12 protein-coding genes and 1 tRNA gene are annotated in these 18,157 nt (G+C 58.0%); 4 read left to right on the forward strand and 9 right to left on the reverse strand.

Going from position 1 to position 18,157, the window contains the following annotated elements; all coding sequences use genetic code 11:
- Positions 1–61: 61 nt before the first annotated feature.
- The 6 genes from clpB to dnaK form a co-directional block, all read right to left on the reverse strand.
- Positions 62–2,617 carry an ATP-dependent chaperone ClpB gene (gene clpB / locus IEW73_RS06540; RefSeq protein WP_188671769.1) on the reverse strand — a complete coding sequence of 852 codons (2,556 nt, stop codon included), beginning with the start codon at positions 2,615–2,617 and terminating at the stop codon, positions 62–64.
- A 149-nt stretch (positions 2,618–2,766) separates the two neighbouring features.
- Complete coding sequence (locus tag IEW73_RS06545; protein ID WP_188671771.1) at positions 2,767–3,474, reverse strand: TetR/AcrR family transcriptional regulator; 708 nt, start codon at positions 3,472–3,474, stop codon at positions 2,767–2,769.
- Between the two features lie 108 nt (positions 3,475–3,582).
- Positions 3,583–4,014 (reverse strand): heat shock protein transcriptional repressor HspR, encoded by a 432-nt coding sequence (locus IEW73_RS06550; RefSeq protein ID WP_188673052.1) that lies wholly within the window; start codon positions 4,012–4,014, stop codon positions 3,583–3,585.
- Positions 4,014–5,177: a molecular chaperone DnaJ gene (gene dnaJ / locus IEW73_RS06555; RefSeq protein WP_188671772.1), complete on the reverse strand. Its 1,164-nt coding sequence runs from the start codon at positions 5,175–5,177 to the stop codon at positions 4,014–4,016. Before dnaJ ends, IEW73_RS06550 begins: the two co-directional genes overlap by 1 nt.
- 29 nt (positions 5,178–5,206) lie before the next feature.
- Positions 5,207–5,950 (reverse strand): nucleotide exchange factor GrpE, encoded by a 744-nt coding sequence (grpE, locus tag IEW73_RS06560; protein WP_188671773.1) that lies wholly within the window; start codon positions 5,948–5,950, stop codon positions 5,207–5,209.
- Complete coding sequence (gene dnaK, locus IEW73_RS06565) at positions 5,947–7,788, reverse strand: molecular chaperone DnaK (RefSeq protein ID WP_188671774.1); 1,842 nt, start codon at positions 7,786–7,788, stop codon at positions 5,947–5,949. Before dnaK ends, grpE begins: the two co-directional genes overlap by 4 nt.
- A 292-nt stretch (positions 7,789–8,080) precedes the next feature.
- On the opposite strand from dnaK, the gene IEW73_RS06570 reads away from it, so the two are divergent.
- The 3 genes from IEW73_RS06570 (at position 8,081) to IEW73_RS06580 (ending at position 14,304) form a co-directional block, all read left to right on the forward strand.
- Entirely contained in the window at positions 8,081–9,436 is a 1,356-nt protein-coding gene (locus tag IEW73_RS06570) for a S1 family peptidase (protein WP_188671775.1), read from the forward strand.
- 349 nt (positions 9,437–9,785) lie between these two features.
- Positions 9,786–12,890 (forward strand): heterodisulfide reductase-related iron-sulfur binding cluster, encoded by a 3,105-nt coding sequence (locus tag IEW73_RS06575; RefSeq protein WP_241012566.1) that lies wholly within the window; start codon positions 9,786–9,788, stop codon positions 12,888–12,890.
- Positions 12,891–13,047: 157 nt separating this feature from the next.
- On the forward strand, positions 13,048–14,304 hold the full coding sequence (locus tag IEW73_RS06580; RefSeq protein ID WP_188671776.1) for a pyridoxal phosphate-dependent aminotransferase: 1,257 nt from the start codon (positions 13,048–13,050) through the stop codon (positions 14,302–14,304).
- 34 nt (positions 14,305–14,338) lie between these two features.
- Here the strand turns inward: IEW73_RS06580 and IEW73_RS06585 are convergent, their stop codons facing one another.
- From IEW73_RS06585 to dcd, 3 genes are all read right to left on the reverse strand, one after another.
- The gene (locus tag IEW73_RS06585) at positions 14,339–15,694 is read right to left on the reverse strand and encodes a hypothetical protein (protein ID WP_188671779.1); all 1,356 of its coding nucleotides are present in this window, start codon (positions 15,692–15,694) and stop codon (positions 14,339–14,341) included.
- A gap of 141 nt (positions 15,695–15,835) precedes the next feature.
- Complete coding sequence (locus IEW73_RS06590) at positions 15,836–17,176, reverse strand: UDP-glucose dehydrogenase family protein (protein WP_188671782.1); 1,341 nt, start codon at positions 17,174–17,176, stop codon at positions 15,836–15,838.
- Between the two features lie 128 nt (positions 17,177–17,304).
- Positions 17,305–17,868: a dCTP deaminase gene (dcd, locus tag IEW73_RS06595; RefSeq protein ID WP_188671786.1), complete on the reverse strand. Its 564-nt coding sequence runs from the start codon at positions 17,866–17,868 to the stop codon at positions 17,305–17,307.
- A 134-nt stretch (positions 17,869–18,002) separates the two neighbouring features.
- Between dcd and IEW73_RS06600 the strand changes: the two genes are divergently transcribed.
- Positions 18,003–18,073: transfer RNA gene (locus IEW73_RS06600), tRNA-Gly, on the forward strand.
- Positions 18,074–18,157: the final 84 nt, after the last annotated feature.

An 18,157-nucleotide genomic window follows, 5' to 3' on the forward strand; every position in this document is an offset into this window, starting at 1 on the left:
TCGCGACTGATTTGATATCAAACACCTAGGATGCGGTGGGGAAACACCTACATCGGCCTGGTCATCCCAAGATGAGCGACTCCCCGTCGACCGATACGTTGACCGGTACGGCATCTCCATCGTGGACTACGCCAGACAACACAAGTTTGGCGAGTTGGTCCCCGATCGCCTGCTGAATTAGACGCCGCAATGGCCGTGCCCCATAGAGCGGGTCATATCCGCGCTTGGCCAACCATTCTTCAGCGTTGTCCGATACCACCAGGTCGAGTCGTCGGCCCGCGAGGCGACGACGCAAAAGGTCGAGTTGAATCCGCACAATCGACGTCAACTGATCCGGTCCAAGCGAGTCGAAAACGACGATGTCATCGAGGCGGTTCACGAACTCCGGCTTAAACGCAGACCGAACCGCAGCCATAACTTGGTCCTCGGTTCCACCTGAGCCGAGATTCGACGTCAGAATGAGAATCGTGTTTCGGAAGTCAACCGTTCGACCTTGCCCGTCGGTGAGACGACCATCGTCGAGCACCTGAAGGAGAATGTCGAATACGTCCGGGTGTGCCTTTTCGATCTCGTCAAACAAGATCACACTGTACGGTCGGCGGCGAACAGCCTCTGTCAGTTGTCCACCTGATTCATAACCGACGTATCCTGGCGGCGCACCGACAAGCCGAGCCACCGAGTGCTTTTCTGAGTACTCACTCATGTCGATTCGGATCATGGCGCGTTCGTCGTCGAACAAGAACTCTGCAAGAGCCTTCGCGAGTTCGGTCTTGCCAACACCTGTTGGCCCAAGGAACATGAAGGATCCGGTTGGCCTGTCAGGGTCAGCCACGCCCGCGCGCGCACGGCGAACTGCATCCGATACGGCCTGCACAGCCTTGTCCTGCCCGATGACTCGGTGCCGCAGTTCGTCCTCCATGCGGAGAAGTTTGGCAGTCTCCCCTTCTAGCAACCGTCCCGCTGGGATTCCAGTCCAGGCCGATACAACCCCAGCTACATCGTCAGGGCCCACTTCTTCCTTGAGCATGACATCGCCGCCGTTGTCGCCGCCGTGCGAGAGCTGCTCAGCCGAGGCCAGCCGCTTTTCCAGTTCTGGGATGCGTCCGTACCGAAGTTCGGCAGCACGCCCCAGGTCACCATCGCGCTCGGCACGTTCAGATTCTCCTCGAAGGTTTTCGAGTTGTTCCTTCACCTCGCGCACCGACTCGATGGCATTCTTCTCGTTTTGCCACCGTGCGGTGAGTTCCGACAACTTCTCCCGACCGTCAGCTAGTTCCTTGCGCAGTTTCTCTAGCCGTTGCTTGGAAGCATCGTCAGTTTCTTTGCTCAGCGCCATTTCTTCAATTTCAAGGCGACGAACGACCCGTTCGATTTCGTCGACCTCCACCGGGCGTGAGTCAATCTCCATCCGGAGTCGCGATGCGGCTTCGTCGACTAGGTCGATAGCTTTGTCGGGCAGAAATCGAGCGGTGATGTAGCGGTCGGACAGCGCTGCCGCTGCCACAAGCGCGGAGTCGGTGATTCGGACACCGTGGTGAACCTCGTACCGGTCTTTGAGACCACGCAAGATTCCGACCGTGTCTTCTACGGAAGGTTCACCGACGAGCACTTGCTGGAAGCGACGCTCAAGCGCGGCATCCTTTTCGATGTATTTCCGGTACTCATCGAGCGTGGTCGCTCCGACGAGGCGAAGTTCACCACGCGCGAGCATCGGCTTGATCATATTTCCAGCATCCATCGCCGATTCGCCAGTAGCGCCGGCGCCGACGATGGTGTGGAGCTCATCGATGAACGTGATGATCTGTCCATCAGATTTCTTAATTTCGTCAAGCACTGCTTTGAGGCGTTCTTCGAACTCGCCGCGGTATTTCGCACCCGCCACCATGGACCCGAGATCTAGGGCGAGGACAGTTTTCCCGCGGAGGCTTTCCGGCACGTCTCCTGCAATGACGCGCTGCGCAAGGCCTTCTACGATTGCTGTCTTGCCAACACCTGGTTCGCCGATAAGGACAGGGTTGTTTTTGGTGCGGCGGGAGAGCACTTGGATGACTCGGCGGATTTCGCTGTCTCGGCCGATGACGGGGTCCAGCTTTCCTTCGCGCGCACGCGCAGTGAGGTTGGTGCTGTACTTTTCCAGCGCCTGATAGGTCGCTTCGGGGTCTGGGGTTGTCACGCGTGCGTTTCCACGCACCGTTGTGAATGCCTCACGCAAGGCTTTTGGGGTTGCGCCGTGTCGCTGCAATAGTTGTGCGACATCGGATTCGCCGGTAGCTAGGCCGACGACGACATGTTCGGCCGAGACGTATTGGTCACCTATTTCGACTGCCAGCTTCTGGGCTGTCGTGATGGCGTTGAGCGCGTCGCGTCCCAGCTGTGGCGTTGCGGCTTGCCCGGATACCACGGGGAGTCGTTCTGCCAACGTGGCGAGTTCGGCGCGGATTTGGTCAGGGTCAACATTGACTGCTTTGAGCAGTGGTGCCGCAATTCCGTCGTTTTGTTCGAGTAGCGCTACGAGGATATGGAGAGGGCGAATGTCGGGGTTGCCTGCGGCTGCTGCGCTACTGGCTGCGGCAGACAGTGCTGCTTGAACTTTTGTGGTGGGAGAAAATGATTCCATACGATCACACCCTTTGGTCTTTCTTGTTGCTGTACGAAGAGAGGCATGAGTTCGCGCAGCTCACCTTCGCTACGCAATCCTACTTACATCAACAACAAAAAAGTTGAGTGTGTTCCACTCAAGGTGTGTTTTTTCGACTGTGCTGAACGTCACCCAGCGACGCGCATGGTTCCCAATCCGCGTTCCGCCCGCGCTTCTTCCACGAGGGAACTGATGATGGTGTCAAGGTGCCCGACTGGACTGTAAGCGTCAACGACCCCGGGCCACTGCTCGCCAAGCTGGCGCGCCAAGGGGCATTCCGGCTTTCCCTCGTCACTGCCGACCGCTAGCCACGAGGTGCCTTCAGCAGCCTGGACTGTCGCATTGTTGACACGCATCATCACGCTACCTGCGATGAAGTTCCACACCGCGACAAAGACCTGGTCCGCTTGCGCTGCCGTGAGTTCAAGGTTGCGTGCGGCGCACAAGAATTCTTCCACCAAGTTGAGCGCATCCCATCCGAGGGCGGCGCTTGAACCGAGAATCTCCAACGACCACGGATACTGGCTTAGGATCGAGTGCAGAATCGTCGCCGACTCCACCATTCGCGTTCGCGGGTCGTCCGACAGCACGGGTCGTGGCATTTCCGCGCACAACTGCTGCAATACCGCCGACAGCAAATCAGCGCGACCATCAACGTGATGGTAGAGCGCCATCGGCGAACTGTTCACTATGGTTGCGAGCCGACGCATTGAGAGAGATTCGGCGCCTTCAGCTTCGATCAGCTGGCGAGCCGCGAGGACGATTTCGTCGCGCGACAATTTGGCTACCGCTCCACGCTTAGCGCCTCTCCGGCCGAGAGTCTGATTATTGGTCACGTGGGTATTGTGCACTACACACCTCCATTTGCCCCCATTTCTAGGGGCATACTGGTGCGAGTTTAGTGACATTGTTAACACTTTTGCAACACTAAACGGGCAATCCGGTCATAAAGGTCGCCGTTTCCAGACAACTAGGGCATTGCTACGAGGCACCGGAACCAGCTCGCCCCGCGATGGGCGACGAGCTTTTAGGTATTCCACTTCGTTGAGCAATTCGCCCACTCGCGCTTGCAAAGCCTCCACTTGATTCGTCAGTTCAATGATGCGTTTGATGCCCGCAAGATTGACGCCCTCTTCTTGAGAGAGTCTTTGCACCTCTCGCAGAAGTTCCACATCGCGCCTTGAGTACCGTCGCCCTCCACCACTAGTTCGGTGAGGAGTTACAAGACCCAACCTGTCGTACGTTCGCAAAGTCTGCGCATGCATACCAGCGAGGTCAGCGGCAATCGAGATCGCAAACACCGCTGCAGCCATATCGTTCGAGTCACCAGCGCTGGGCCCACGCCGTGGGGCACCATCTTCGTGTCGATCGTTCATCATGAACCTGCCCATTTAGCACGCGGGTCAAACCCGCTATCGCGCTCATACTGAGCGTACTTCTCCAAGGCTTCTGTCGCCTCAGCACTCAGAGATTCAGGCACGGCGAGCACGAGAGATACCAGCAGATCGCCCACCGGCGCATTCTTCTTCTGCACGCCCCGACCACGGACCCGAAATGTTCGTGTGGGAGATGTTCCTGCTGGAATCTTCAGACGAACACGGCCATCGAGGGTCGGCACCGAAAGTGTTGTACCCAAAGCAAGTTCGCTGTACGACACAGGAACAGACACCGTGAGGTCATTTCCTGACCGTTCAAAAACATGGTGTTTGTCAACGTGCACAGTGACGAACAAGTCACCAGACTGTGCACCGCGAACTCCCGCTTCGCCTTGGCCCGCGAGTCGAATACGTTGCCCGTCCTCGACGCCCGCAGGAATCCGCACACTAATCGTCCGTGTCCTCGTCATGACGCCCGAACCAGCGCAATCGTTGCAAGGGGAATCAATTAGAGATCCAGTTCCGTGGCATTCTTCGCACGGTTCACTGAAGCCAAAGGCACCCTGATTACGGCTTGTGACACCACTGCCATTGCAATAGGTGCACATTCGTGGGCTTGTTCCCGGCCTGGCACCAGTGCCGTGGCACGTTGTACATGCCGACGGCGAGGTGATTTTCAATGGGACAACGGAGCCCAACGCGGCATCTCGAAACGTCAGTCGCGTTTCGAACTCGAGATCACGACCACGCCTTGGCCCCGCAGGGCTCCCCTGCCCTGGCTTGTTGAACAAACCGCCGAACAGATCACTGAAGCCACCGCCTGCACCGCCGCCAAACACATCTCCGAAGTCGAAGCCCGCATCAGCGCCGTGTGAAGGCCCTGGCCCTGGACCTCGACCTTGACCGAAGCCGCCCCGAAGCCCACTGCCGAAATACTTGCGAGCGTCGTCGTATTCTTTTCGCTTCTGCGGGTCCGATAGGACGCTGTGCGCTTCGGATACTGACTTAAAGCGTTCTTCCGACACCTTGTTGCCAGGATTTGCGTCTGGGTGCAGATCGCGAGCAAGTTTGCGGTACGCCTTCTTGATCGCTTCTTGGGACGCGTCCGGGGGGACGCCCAAGTCCTTGTAGAAGTCTTTTTCCAACCACTCTTGCTGAACCATTGGGCGCCCCCTCCTTTCCTCAGATAACCCTATTCTTCGTTGATATTTTCTTTGTCGACGCTGTCAGTTGCTACGTCGGCTGACTGAAGATCGACCTGATCAGCCTCGGCCGAGTCATCGCCATCGACAACAGACACCATTGCGTTTCTCAACACACGGTCCCCGAACTTGTACCCCTTGCGGAGCACAGCCCCAACAACCTGCACATGTCCGGTCCCCTCATGCTGGACCGCTTCGTGGAGCGAAGGGTCGAACGTGTCGCCCTCGACACCAAACGCTTCGAGGCCCACGTTGCCTAAGACAGTGTGCAACTTGTCAGCGACAGCTTTCATGGGGCCCGATTGCAGGTCACCATGCGAACGCGCACGATCTAGATCGTCGAGTACACCGAGCAACTCTCCAGCGATTGAAGCTTTGGCCGCTAACTTTTCAACCTCGCGATCGCGAACGACGCGGCGTTTGTAGTTTGCGAACTCAGCTTGCAACCGCTGCAGGTCAGCCGTGCGTTCGTCTAGCTGCGCAGTGACGGCATCGAGTTGCTCACGGCCCACCAGTTCACCTTCAACTTGGCCGCTGTGAACTTGGCCGTCGACAACATTCTCGCTGCCCGTCGACGGATCTTGACCATCGACGTCACCCGCCTGTTCCTCCCCAGTTTCGTAGGAAGGAACAACTTCGGGTTCAACGGGCCGGGCAGCGCCAGTTTCGGGGTCGATTTTCCGCTTATCGGTTATCGTCACCGGTTCCTGATCACGTGCTTCGGCTTCGCTCACTTGGCGTCCTTTTCGTTTGGTTCGTCGACAACTTCGGCGTCCACAACGTCATCGGGACCAGCTGAACCGGCAGCGCCGTCGGCTCCGGGAGCATCCTGGGCGGCGGCTTCGTACATTGCCTGCCCCATTGCTTGCGACTCGGTGTTAAGAGTCTCGACAGCGGCCTTTACAGCCTCTGTGTCGGTCCCCGCGAGAGCGTCCTTGACGCCCTTCACTGCATCTTCGACCTTGCTCTTCGCATCAGCCTGAAGTTTGTCCTCGTTGTCCTTGATGAACTTCTCGGTTTGGTAGACAAGCGACTCAGCCTGGTTGCGCACCTCGGCATCTTCGCGCCGGTTCTTGTCTTCCTCAGCGTGAGCTTCGGCATCCTTGATCATCTGGTTGATCTCGTCGTCCGAAAGGCTGGAGCCACCTTGAATCTTGATGGTGTTTTCCTTGCCTGTGCCCTTGTCCTTCGCGGTGACGTGGACGATGCCGTTGGCGTCGATGTCGAAGGTAACCTCGATCTGCGGCACGCCGCGGGGCGCTGGCGGGATGTCGGCGAGGTCAAACGATCCGAGAAGCTTGTTGTGACGTGCGATTTCGCGCTCGCCCTGGTACACCTGGATCTGCACTGATGGCTGGTTGTCTTCGGCCGTGGTGAACACTTCCGACTTCTTGGTCGGAATGGTGGTGTTGCGCTCAATAAGCTTGGTCATAACACCGCCCTTGGTTTCAATACCCAATGACAGTGGTGTGACGTCAAGAAGGAGAACGTCCTTCACTTCACCGCGCAGCACACCTGCCTGCAGCGCTGCACCAACTGCTACGACCTCGTCTGGGTTGACGCCCTTGTTGGGGTCTTTGCCGGAGAGTTCGCGCACAAGGTCAGATACAGCCGGCATGCGAGTGGAGCCACCCACGAGAACTACGTGATCAATTTTCCCGATTGCAACGCCCGCGTCCTTGATGACTTGCTGGAACGGCGCACGGGTGCGATCGAGAAGGTCAGCTGTGATCTTCTGGAACTCCGCACGAGTTAGTTGCTCGTCGAGGAACAGTGGGTTCTTTTCGGCGTCGACAGTGATGTAAGGCAAGTTGATTGTGGTGCTTTGACCCGATGAGAGTTCAATCTTGGCCTTTTCAGCAGCTTCACGTAGACGCTGCATCGCCATCTTGTCCTTGGTCAAGTCAATGCCGTTTTGCATCTTGAACTTGTTGACTAGCCAGTCCACGATGCGCTGGTCCCAGTCGTCACCACCAAGGTGGTTGTCACCTGCGGTAGCGAGCACCTCTACAACGCCGTCGCCCATTTCGAGGAGCGAGACGTCGAACGTGCCACCGCCGAGGTCGAAGACGAGGATGGTTTGCTCTTTGCCTGCTTTGTCGAGCCCGTAGGCGAGCGCAGCTGCGGTGGGCTCGTTAACGATGCGAAGGACGTTAAGGCCAGCGATCTGACCCGCTTCCTTCGTGGCCTGCCGCTGTGAGTCCTCGAAGTACGCAGGCACGGTGATAACAGCGTCGGTAATTTCTTCGCCCAGGTATGCCTCGGCGTCACGCTTCAGCTTCATCAGCGTGCGAGCGCTAATTTCCTGTGGCGTGTAGTTCTTACCATCGATGTCTGTTTTCCAGTCGGTGCCCATGTGGCGCTTGACGGACCGGATCGTGCGATCAACATTTGTGACGGCCTGGTTCTTCGCTGGCTGTCCAACGAGCACCTCGCCATTGCGCGCGAAAGCCACGACGGAGGGCGTGGTACGAGCGCCTTCTGCATTGGCGATGACCACAGGGTCACCACCCTCTAGTACTGATACAACCGAGTTGGTGGTGCCAAGGTCGATACCGACGGCTCTCGCCATAATTTCCTCCTCATATTCAGTGAAGCGTTCATCAGGATTGAGCGATCATGACTCAACCTTGAGGCTTCCACTAATCCTACTGTAACTAGTTGAGCCTTTGGCACTCAACCTCACACCAGGGTTAACGAGGCGATTGCGTGATTTGTTCCCGCCGTGATCACGATCGCATGACCTTTGTATCTACGTGCTGTTCACGGCCATAAACGGAACCTAAAGTTAAGCCTTGAGGCTTGCCTACCACTCTCTGTGCAGAACCGAGACGGGGCACCAAGAAAGGGCAACGAACCAACCTATGCGCACGCTCACAATTCGACGCGCCGCCATCACCGGAATCGCCGCGCTCACCATCGCCGCATCCAGTGCCACGGGCGCAATGGGGGAACCGACAACAAACCCGTTGGCCGACACCCCGTTCGCCGATGCACCATTGATCAATGCACTGCCCAGCGAACTGGTCGAAGCGCTCGAACGCGACCTCAACATGTCTGCCGAGCAGTTCATAGAAGAGTCCGACCTAGCTCAACAACTCGCAGAGATTGCCAACACCTTCCGAGCGGACTTCCCCGACGAGTTTGGCGGCGCATGGCTCAACAATGGCGTCCCCACCATCGCAGTCACCACCGAGTCACTCGGCCAACAGGTCCGCGACATCGGCTTCGAAGTGAAGAAAGTGTCGCGCACAGAAGCAGTACTGCGATCAGATCTCGCACAACTGCGTGACTGGATCAGCACCCTACCCGAGCCCCTGCACAGCATTTTCCGCGACATCATGGTGAATTTGAGCGACAACACCATCATCGTTGGCCTGGCTGACACAGCTGTTGGCGACGCAATCGATCTTCCATCAGTGCTAGAAAATGCAGGCATCGTCTTCACCCCGGCAAACGAGGTAATCCCCGGCGAAGACCGCATTATCGAAGAACCCCTCCCTGGCGGCACGGAGGAACAACCAGTCTTCCCGCCTGCGAGCGCTACAGTCCCGCCGAACTTTCAGGTCATGGGCGGCGATCCGTTCCTTTCAGGGAGCAACGCTTCCCTGCGCTGCTCCTTGGGCTTCAACGGGGTAGATAGTGACGGCAATGCAGTCAACATCACTGCCGGTCATTGCAACCCCGACGGTCCCGGCGCAACTGGTGCGCCAACGCGGTTTCTCGACGGCCCCCTCGCCGGACAGGTGTTTGGCACATTCACCGAAACCAACATGGACGATGTTGACTACGCCATCATCACTGTCGACGACTCGCACAAGGACTGGTTCAAGACCGCCGGTGTGCGCGGCGGCAGCGACCTCCACATCACCGGCACTGCCGATCCCGTGGTTGGAATGCCAGTGTGCAAATCAGGAGTCACCACAGGATTCAGCTGCGGTGTGGTCACGTCAACAAACCTGAAGCTTGAGGTTGGTAACCGCACCCTCGGCAACGCATTCACCTCAAACATCTGTGCGCTCCAAGGGGACTCCGGAGGCGCCATTATCAGCGGCACCCGCGCCGTCGGCGTCTCAAGCGCTTCTGACGTGGGCGACTTCACATCGTGCTCAGAGGCTGTCCGCCAAACGGCAATATTTGGGGACACCCCGCTGCTGTACGCGACACCGATCAACGACATCCTTAACACTTCGACATACGTGCGCCTGAACACCCAGTAGGCATGTCAATCACCGACGGGCTGGCCATTCCTTGGCCAGCCCGTCTTGTTTTTGCTGGTCATATCCAACTTCGAGCGAGGTTAGGTTCGCCTGTGCGAAAGCAGCAATCATGGCTCGTAATACCGTTAGAGCAGACGAGTGTGCGCACAATTCACCTCACGAGGGATCCGCTGACAACGCGGGGGCAACGGGAGGCGGCATTGTGCAGGCCTCGCCGCGACAAAACCACAGTTCACCGGTTGTTACTAGCGAGTAACATAGCAGGCATTACCGGCGAGTAACATAGGAGACCTGTGCGACGGCTTACGGCTGGCGGCACACACCGCCACGACAGAAAGGCCACGACGACATGAGCGACGTGACGCCCGTTACGCTGACGCTCGGCACTATCGCCGCAGTCGTCAGTATTCCTGCCTGGATCATCTTCTGGTCCGGCGCATGGCGAATGGTCCAAACCATCAGGCTTGGACAACCCGACGGAACACGCCTGTTCCCGGTGCTACCGCGACTCAAACAGCTCACAGTAGAGTTCGCCGCCCACACCCGGATGAACAAATTCCGGTCAGTGGGCTGGGCTCACTGGCTTGTCATGGTCGGCTTCATGTTGGGGTCCGCCGCATGGCTCGCCGCATACGGCGAGATCTACAACCCCAAATTCCACTGGCCACTCATCGGTAACACGTTCGCCTGGAGCTTCCTCATGGAACTCCTCGGCATCGGTACCGTCGTCGGCATCACCGCGCTGATCATCATTCGACAGCGCAACCACCCCCGCCGCCCAGATCGCCAGTCCCGCTTCAGCGGTTCATCATTCTGGCAGGCCTACTTCGTTGAAGCCGTCGTCCTCGTTGAAGGCCTCGGCGTCATCTTTGTTCGCGCCGCAAAATACTCCACATACGGCGGCAGCGACGTTGCCCACTTCTTCACCCGCTGGGTAGCTGAAATCCTGCCCTCTGACCCATTGCTTATCTCCATCTTCGCGATGGTCAAACTGTTCTCCGGCATGATCTGGCTGCTCATCGTCGGCCGCTACATCACCATGGGTGTCGCGTGGCACCGGTTCTCCGCATTCTTCAACATCTACTTCAAGCGCGAAGATGACGGCGGAGTAGCACTCGGTGCAGCAAAGCCCATGATGTCGGGCGGCAAGGTACTCGAACTCGAAGAAGCCGACCCAGAAACCGATGCCTTCGGCGCCGGAAACATCGAAGACTTCAGCTGGAAAGCACTCCTGGACTTCACCACCTGTACCGAATGTGGACGCTGTCAATCACAGTGCCCAGCTTGGAACACCGGCAAGCCCCTTTCGCCGAAGCTTCTCATCCTTTCCCTTCGCGACCACACGTACGCGAAGGCTCCGTACCTGCTCGCGGGTGGCAAGAAGGACATGGCAGGCGAAGAGGTCGGCCTCGTCGACGCTGACGGCAACCCAGACGAAGCCAAGCTCGCGAAGATCCCCGAAGCAGCCCGAATCGAAGCTGGACGCCCGCTTGTTGGCGAAACCACCGGCGACATCGCCACCGACGGCATCATCGACCCAGAGGTGCTATGGAGCTGCACCATGTGCGGTGCCTGTGTCGAACAATGCCCGGTTGACATCGAACACGTCGACCACATCATCGACATGCGCCGCTACCAGGTCCTTATCGAATCCGCGTTCCCATCCGAGCTCGCCGGACTCTTCAAGAACCTTGAAGTCAAGGGCAACCCTTGGGGCCAAAACGCACAAGACCGCCTCAAGTGGACCGAAGGGCTCGACTTTGACGTGCCCGTCTATGAAGGTGAATTCGGCGACACCGAATACCTCTTCTGGGTTGGTTGCGCCGGAGCGTATGAAGACCGCGCCAAACGCACCACGCGTGCCGTAGCGGAACTACTTCACATCGCTGGCGTCGAGTTTATGGTCCTGGGCACCGGAGAAACCTGTACAGGTGACTCCGCCCGCCGAGCAGGCAACGAACTGCTGTACCAAACTCTGGCTCAGCAAAACATCGAAACCATCGACGAAGTGTTCGACGGCCGCCCCGAAAAGCAACGCAAAATCGTGGTGACCTGCCCGCACTGCTACAACGCGATCGGCAACGAATACCCACAACTCGGCGGAAACTACGAAGTTGTACACCACACACAACTGCTGAACCGCCTCGTTCGCGACAAGCGACTCATCCCCGTCGCCGAACCCGCAGACGACACCACTTACCACGACCCGTGCTACCTCGGACGTCACAACAAGATCTACGAGGCACCACGTGAGCTCATCGGAGCAGCCGGTGCGAAACTCACCGAAATGCCCCGACACGGCGAACGCTCGCTGTGCTGTGGCGCTGGTGGTGCCCGCATGTGGATGGAAGAGCACCTCGGCAAACGAGTCAACGTCGAACGCACAGACGAAGCGCTCGACACCAACACCAAGAAGATCGCGACCGGTTGCCCGTTCTGCCGCGTCATGCTCTCCGATGGTGTCACCGCACGCCAGGACGAGGGCAAGGGCGAAGGCGTCGAAGTTATCGACGTAGCCATGATGCTGCTCGACTCGGTCAAGCGTGGACTCCCCGAAGGCGTGACCGTTGGCTCCAAGCGCTCACCAGCACGGGTGGGGGCCACAGCTACAGCAACGGCCACGAAACCCGCTCCCGCGGCAGCAAAGACTGCAACCGCCGAACCAAAAGCGGAGCCAGCGGCAGACAAACCTGCTGCGTCACCTAAAGCTCCAGCCAAGGGCGGCCTGCAAATGAAGGGCGCAGCGAAACGCCCCGGAGCCAAGGCAGCAGCACCAGCGGCTGACGCACCAACCGCTGACGCACCAGCCAAGGCTCCAGCTAAGGGCGGGCTGCAAATGAAGGGCGCAGCAAAGCGCCCGGGCGCTCAGGCAACAGCACCAGCGGCTCCTGCTACAACAGAGGAACCAACGGCTAAGCCAGCTGAGTCCGCACCGAAGTCCGAAGCGGCTCCCGCGAAAGCTCCAGCTAAGGGCGGACTGCAAATGAAGGCGGCAGCCAAGCGCCCCGGCGCCAAGGCTGCACCAGCTGCGGAAGCAAAACCGGCCACCGCGGCCGAAGCTCCTGCTGCGACTGAGTCAACAACAGCTGACACACCAAAGCCAGCTGAGTCCGCACCGAAGTCCGAAGCGGCTCCCGCAAAAGCTCCAGCCAAGGGCGGACTGCAAATGAAGACGGCCGCAAAGCGCCCCGGCGCCGCAGCGACCCAAAAGCCAGCAGCTCCAGAGAAGCCAGCAGCTGAAAAGGCAGAACCGGCACAACAAGAAACCACCCCATCGGCCTCCCCAGCACCAGCGAAACCCGCTGAACCTGAGACCGAAAAAGCGGCAACTGACGCACCGGCGAAATCCACCGAGCCCAGCGACGCTGACACTAAACCAGCAAGCGACGCACCTAAGCCCAAGGGCCTCGGAATGAAACCCGGCGCGAAACGACCTGGTCAAGGCGCCCAATAAAAGTCGCCGAGTAAGTTCGTAAGGCAGTGTGGGGCCGGGATTACAAATCCCGGCCCCACACTGCTGTTCAACGGACTTCGCTGAAGATCACTCCGGTGACGGCACCAACTTTGCGCCCCGTGCAATATTCACTAGACACAAGTGGCACGATAAACGTGTGAGCCGAAAAGATCCCCTGCACCTGCATCACTACCATCCCCGCGTCCTGCAGCAATCCAGCAAACTGCAGAACGTGCTGTATGAGATCCGCGGACCCGTGCACGCGCATGCTGCACGACTCGAAGCGGAGGGGCACCGGATCCTCAAGCTCAACATCGGCAACCCTGCACCATTCGGGTTCGAAGCACCTGACGTCATCATTCGCGACATGATCGCCGCGCTCCCCAACGCACAGGGGTACTCCGACTCCAAAGGCATCCTGTCAGCGCGACGCGCCATCGTCACCCGATACGAACTGGTCCCCGGCTTCCCTGAGTTCGATGTGGACGACGTCTACCTCGGTAATGGCGTGTCAGAGCTCATTGTGATGGTCATGCAGTCGCTGCTCGACAATGGCGACGAAGTGCTCATCCCAGCACCCGATTACCCACTGTGGACCGCAGCAACAAGCCTCGCAGGCGGCACACCCGTGCACTACCGGTGCGCGGAAGAAGACAGTTGGAACCCCGATGTTGCTGACATCGAGGCAAAAATTACCCCAAAGACAAAAGCCCTCGTAGTCATAAACCCCAACAACCCCACGGGCGCTGTGTACTCCGAGCATGTCCTGAACCAAATCGTCGCCCTCGCCCGCAAGCACCGCTTGCTGCTGCTCGCCGACGAAATTTACGACCGCATTCTTTACGACGACGCCAAACACATCTCGCTGGCCACACTCGCACCCGATCTGCTCACTCTGACGTTCAACGGCTTGTCAAAGGCATACAGGGTGGCAGGCTACCGCTCCGGATGGCTCGTTATCACCGGCCCCAAAGACCATGCAGTGAGTTTCCTTGAGGGAATCAACCTACTGGCTTCCATGCGACTGTGCCCCAACGTGCCAGCTCAACATGCCATTCAGGTCGCCCTAGGTGGTCACCAATCCATCAACGACCTAATCCTGCCCGGCGGTCGACTGCTCGAACAACGCGACACCGCATGGGAACGACTCAACACAATTCCAGGGGTTAGCTGCGTCAAGCCGCAGGGCGCCCTGTATTGCTTCCCACGGCTCGACCCCGAAGTTCACGAAATCTACAACGACGAACAATTCGTGCAAGACCTACTCCTGCACGAAAAGATCCTCGTCGTGCAAGGAACTGGATTCAACTGGCCAGACCCAGACCACTTCCGCATCGTCACACTCCCCCACTCACGCGACCTCACCGTCGCCATCGAACGGATCGGAAACTTCCTCGCCAGCTACTCGCAATAGTCGGCGAGGAAGTGTGGGGTCTCCGACGCTAGTCCTAGCCGAGATCTAGCGGGATTTCCACGATGTCTTCGTCCTCGGGGATTGGCAGCGAAGCCTGCATCCGCCCTGAGGCCTCACGTGAAGAACTCGATTCGCCATTTGCATCCGGGGTGTCATCGACCGTGACAACTTCCTGTGGCGGTGCCTCGACAGGAGTCGGAGCGCGCGGTGCTGGTACAGGTGCTGGTGCCACAGGAGGTGGTGATACAGCGACCGGTGGTGCCTGAATTGGCTCTGGTTCCGCCGGTTCCTCAACCACTGGCGGAGAAACTGGGCTGTCAACGACGGGAACGACAGGCTCCGGCGCAACGGGCTTCGCTGGAGGAACAAACTCCACCACTGATGGTGAATCAAAGTCCGGTGCCCCAGCTACCGTCGAGTCGTCGATCACACCAGCTGACAGGTGAACACCAAGGCCGACACCTGACAGTGCGGCAATTAGTGCTGCACACGCCACCAACCGTCGACTTGTGCGCGATCTGCCATATGGTGCGGTTCGCAATCGCCGCGACGGACGCTGCGGCGGCGAATAGTCATCAGAAGCACCCGGAATCGTGCCTGCCACCGTCGACCGCGATACCAGCATCGCCGCACCAATCGCAGCAATCGCAGATGGATCCTCCGCAACAACAATTGGCACTGTTCGATAGTTGCGCGCTATAGGCGCAATAAGGACCGCACACGTACCCAGAAGCACGATTGATGACGCGTCGTACCCAAAGCCACCCACCACGCCGAGCGCATTGCGGAAGGACCTGTTCGTATCAGCATCAACGAGCTCGGTTACCATCTCACGGTCCACCGTTGTACGACGGCTCAGCGACACAGACGGGCGGTCCACCAAACTGCGCCGCACGGAGTCCACATCAAACCGCGAGCCAACTATTCGGCCGATAGCATCGTCGATGCGGCTCAGCCCCATTGACGAATCACGAGCGCGAGCAATACACGCACCACGAGATGGATCAATCAAGCTGAAAACCGCGCTCGACTGCGCCTGCCCGTAGAGAATGACGTTCCCCGAAGGGGTATAGACACCAATCTCTTCCAGATAAGCCCACTGCGCTTCGGCGAAGTCCACGAACGTCACCGAAATACCTGAAACTGACTCCAGGGCACGATGAATGGCCTGATTGTGCGCATCTGATGCACACGCAAGGACAACTTTTTCGAACTTTCCCGCTCGACTTTTCGCTACCCATTCCTTCATGCTCGTCACCGCGGCGACGACGGCGCCCGCGATATCACCCCCGGAGATCTGAACGACTTGCTCGTCGCACGACCCATCGGGGTACCGCAGCGCGGAACGCACGTTTTCTGCGTCGACCGCAATTCCCAGTACTGAACCCACCTAGCGTCCCTTCCGTAATGGCCAGATCGGCCAGCACGAGCATCAGAGATGAGTCTGACGGCTGTAGCTAAGTCGGTGTTGTCAACTTGTGGGGTTCGCTGTCAAATCGCAATACATCAGACACCGAAACGAACCTCACCGTTATTGAGGAAGTACCGAGACACTCCTACCAAGCGCCCTAAATGTCCAGCCAGCATCGATCCAGGTGTGAGGATTCAGGCAGGTCCGGCCATCTGCGATAATTTTCTGTCGAACCACACCGTCAAGGATTTGCGGGTCCAGGTTGCGAAACTCGGGCCACTCAGTCAGCACGAGAACAATGTCCGCCTTTTCGCAGGCGTCCTCAATTGATTCCGAGTAGTTCAGCGTGGGGAACACCTTGCTGGAGTTTTCCATCGCTTTCGGGTCGTACACGCTCACTGCAGCTCCTTTGAGCTGCATCATCCCCGCTACGTTTAATGCAGGTGAGTCCCGCACGTCATCTGAGTCTGGCTTGAATGCGGCCCCTAAGACTGCAACATTTTTGCCAATGAGGGTGCCACCCACAGCTTCCGTTGCCACCTCGACCATCCGGCTACGTCGACGCATATTGATGCTGTCAACTTCACGTAGGAACGTCAAAGCCTGGTCAGCGCCCAATTCACCGGCGCGCGCCATGAATGCTCTGATGTCTTTAGGTAAACATCCGCCGCCGAATCCGAGACCTGCATTTAAGAAACGTCGCCCGATACGGGCATCGTGGCCAATTGCGTCAGCGAGTAGCGTGACATCGCCGCCGACAGCTTCACACATTTCCGCCATTGCGTTAATAAATGAAATCTTTGTCGCCAAAAAGGCGTTCGCGCTCACTTTCACAAGCTCCGCAGTGGCGTAGTCCATTACCAAGAATGGTGTACCAGTACTAAGAGCCTTGGCGTACACATCGCGCAAAATTGTCTCGGCCTTACCACCTGGCTTAACCCCGGCCACAATACGGTCAGGCTCCAGAGTGTCTTTTACCGCATACCCTTCACGCAGGAACTCTGGGTTCCACACCAATTCGACATCGTCACCAGCAGGTGCGATCTCAGAAAGACGCTTGGACAAGGCCTGCGCCGTACCCACCGGAACGGTCGACTTACCAGCGATGAGCGCCGGACGCTTGAGCAACGGACCCAATGTTTCAATAACAGCGTTGACGTACTTCAAGTCGGCACTGTACTCGCCGCGGCGTTGCGGAGTTCCTACACCAATAAAGTGCACATCACCGAACTCAGCTGCTTCTTCGTACGAAGTTGTAAATGACAATCGGCCAGCTTCGATGTTGCGCTTCAGAATCTCGGGTAAACCTGGTTCATAAAAGGGAACATCGCCCGCTTTAAGACGCTCAATCTTTGCCGCATCTACATCGACGCCAAGCACCTCATGGCCCAGCTCCGCCATGCACGCCGCGTGCGTAGCACCCAAATAGCCGGTACCAAAAACTGTCATCCGAATCGCCATGCTCACACACTATGCAAAATTAGTTAATCAAAAGCATCTAGTTAGTAAAGTTCGGACGCTTATTCCGCATGAGGTATCTCACTTGTGTTTGTCACACGACGAAGAATTCGCCGGAACTATACTGCACTTCACTGAAAGTTCAGGTATGCCTTTGACGGTGTGGGACCACGTTGCCCCTGGTACTTCGAACCAGTCTTCGCGCTCCCATACGGATGCTCCGCAGGACTCGACAAACGGATCAAGCACAATTGGCCGATTTTCATCCCCGGCCACAGCGTGATCGGCAGGTTGGCTACGTTCGACAACTCTAAAGTGATGTGCCCGTTGAACCCTGGGTCGATGAACCCGGCCGTGGAGTGCGTCAACAAACCCAAGCGGCCCAAGGACGACTTACCCTCGAGTCGACCTGCCAGGTCATCAGGTAGGCCACACACTTCCAGCGTTGACCCCAGGACGAACTCCCCCGGGTGCAGCACAAAGGGTTCACCTTCAACGGTTTCGACCAGTGATGTCAGCTCGTCCTGCTGCAACTTCGGATCGATGTGCGTGTACCGAGTGTTGTTAAAAACCCGAAAGACACTGTCGAGGCGAACATCAACGCTCGATGGTTGCACGAGTGAATCATCAAACGGATCAAGCAGGAGCCTGCCCGCGTCGACTTCGGCCCGGATATCGCGATCTGAAAGCAGCACGCCTAGAGGCTACAGCGTGCACGCCCTCTCCCCCGCCCACACACACGGAACATGCCACGAGCGACACAGAACCCGCGCCGCCACCTCGGGCACAAAACCTTGCTACACTCGCTTACCGCAGCAAGCGCTGCAACGCCGATGTAGTTCAATGGCAGAACATCAGCTTCCCAAGCTGAATACGCGGGTTCGATTCCCGTCATCGGCTCTCATAGTCGTTGTCAAGCGATCGCGTTAGGCCGGACCCTCGTTGTATTGGGGGTTCGGCTTTTTTATGTTGAATCCGCGAACG

This window comes from Hoyosella rhizosphaerae (genome assembly GCF_014643175.1).
GTDB lineage: Bacteria > Actinomycetota > Actinomycetes > Mycobacteriales > Mycobacteriaceae > Lolliginicoccus > Lolliginicoccus rhizosphaerae.

What these genes read in the sequence shown, in the direction of transcription:
- clpB (WP_188671769.1), bottom strand. Translation starts at nt 2,617, where the DNA reads ATGGAATCATTTTCTCCCACCACAAAAGTTCAAGCAGCACTGTCTGCC.
- IEW73_RS06575 (WP_241012566.1), top strand. Translation starts at nt 9,786, where the DNA reads ATGAGCGACGTGACGCCCGTTACGCTGACGCTCGGCACTATCGCCGCA.
- IEW73_RS06550 (WP_188673052.1), bottom strand. Translation starts at nt 4,014, where the DNA reads ATGAACGATCGACACGAAGATGGTGCCCCACGGCGTGGGCCCAGCGCT.
- IEW73_RS06570 (WP_188671775.1), top strand. Translation starts at nt 8,081, where the DNA reads ATGCGCACGCTCACAATTCGACGCGCCGCCATCACCGGAATCGCCGCG.
- dnaJ (WP_188671772.1), bottom strand. Translation starts at nt 5,177, where the DNA reads ATGGTTCAGCAAGAGTGGTTGGAAAAAGACTTCTACAAGGACTTGGGC.
- IEW73_RS06590 (WP_188671782.1), bottom strand. Translation starts at nt 17,176, where the DNA reads ATGGCGATTCGGATGACAGTTTTTGGTACCGGCTATTTGGGTGCTACG.
- dnaK (WP_188671774.1), bottom strand. Translation starts at nt 7,788, where the DNA reads ATGGCGAGAGCCGTCGGTATCGACCTTGGCACCACCAACTCGGTTGTA.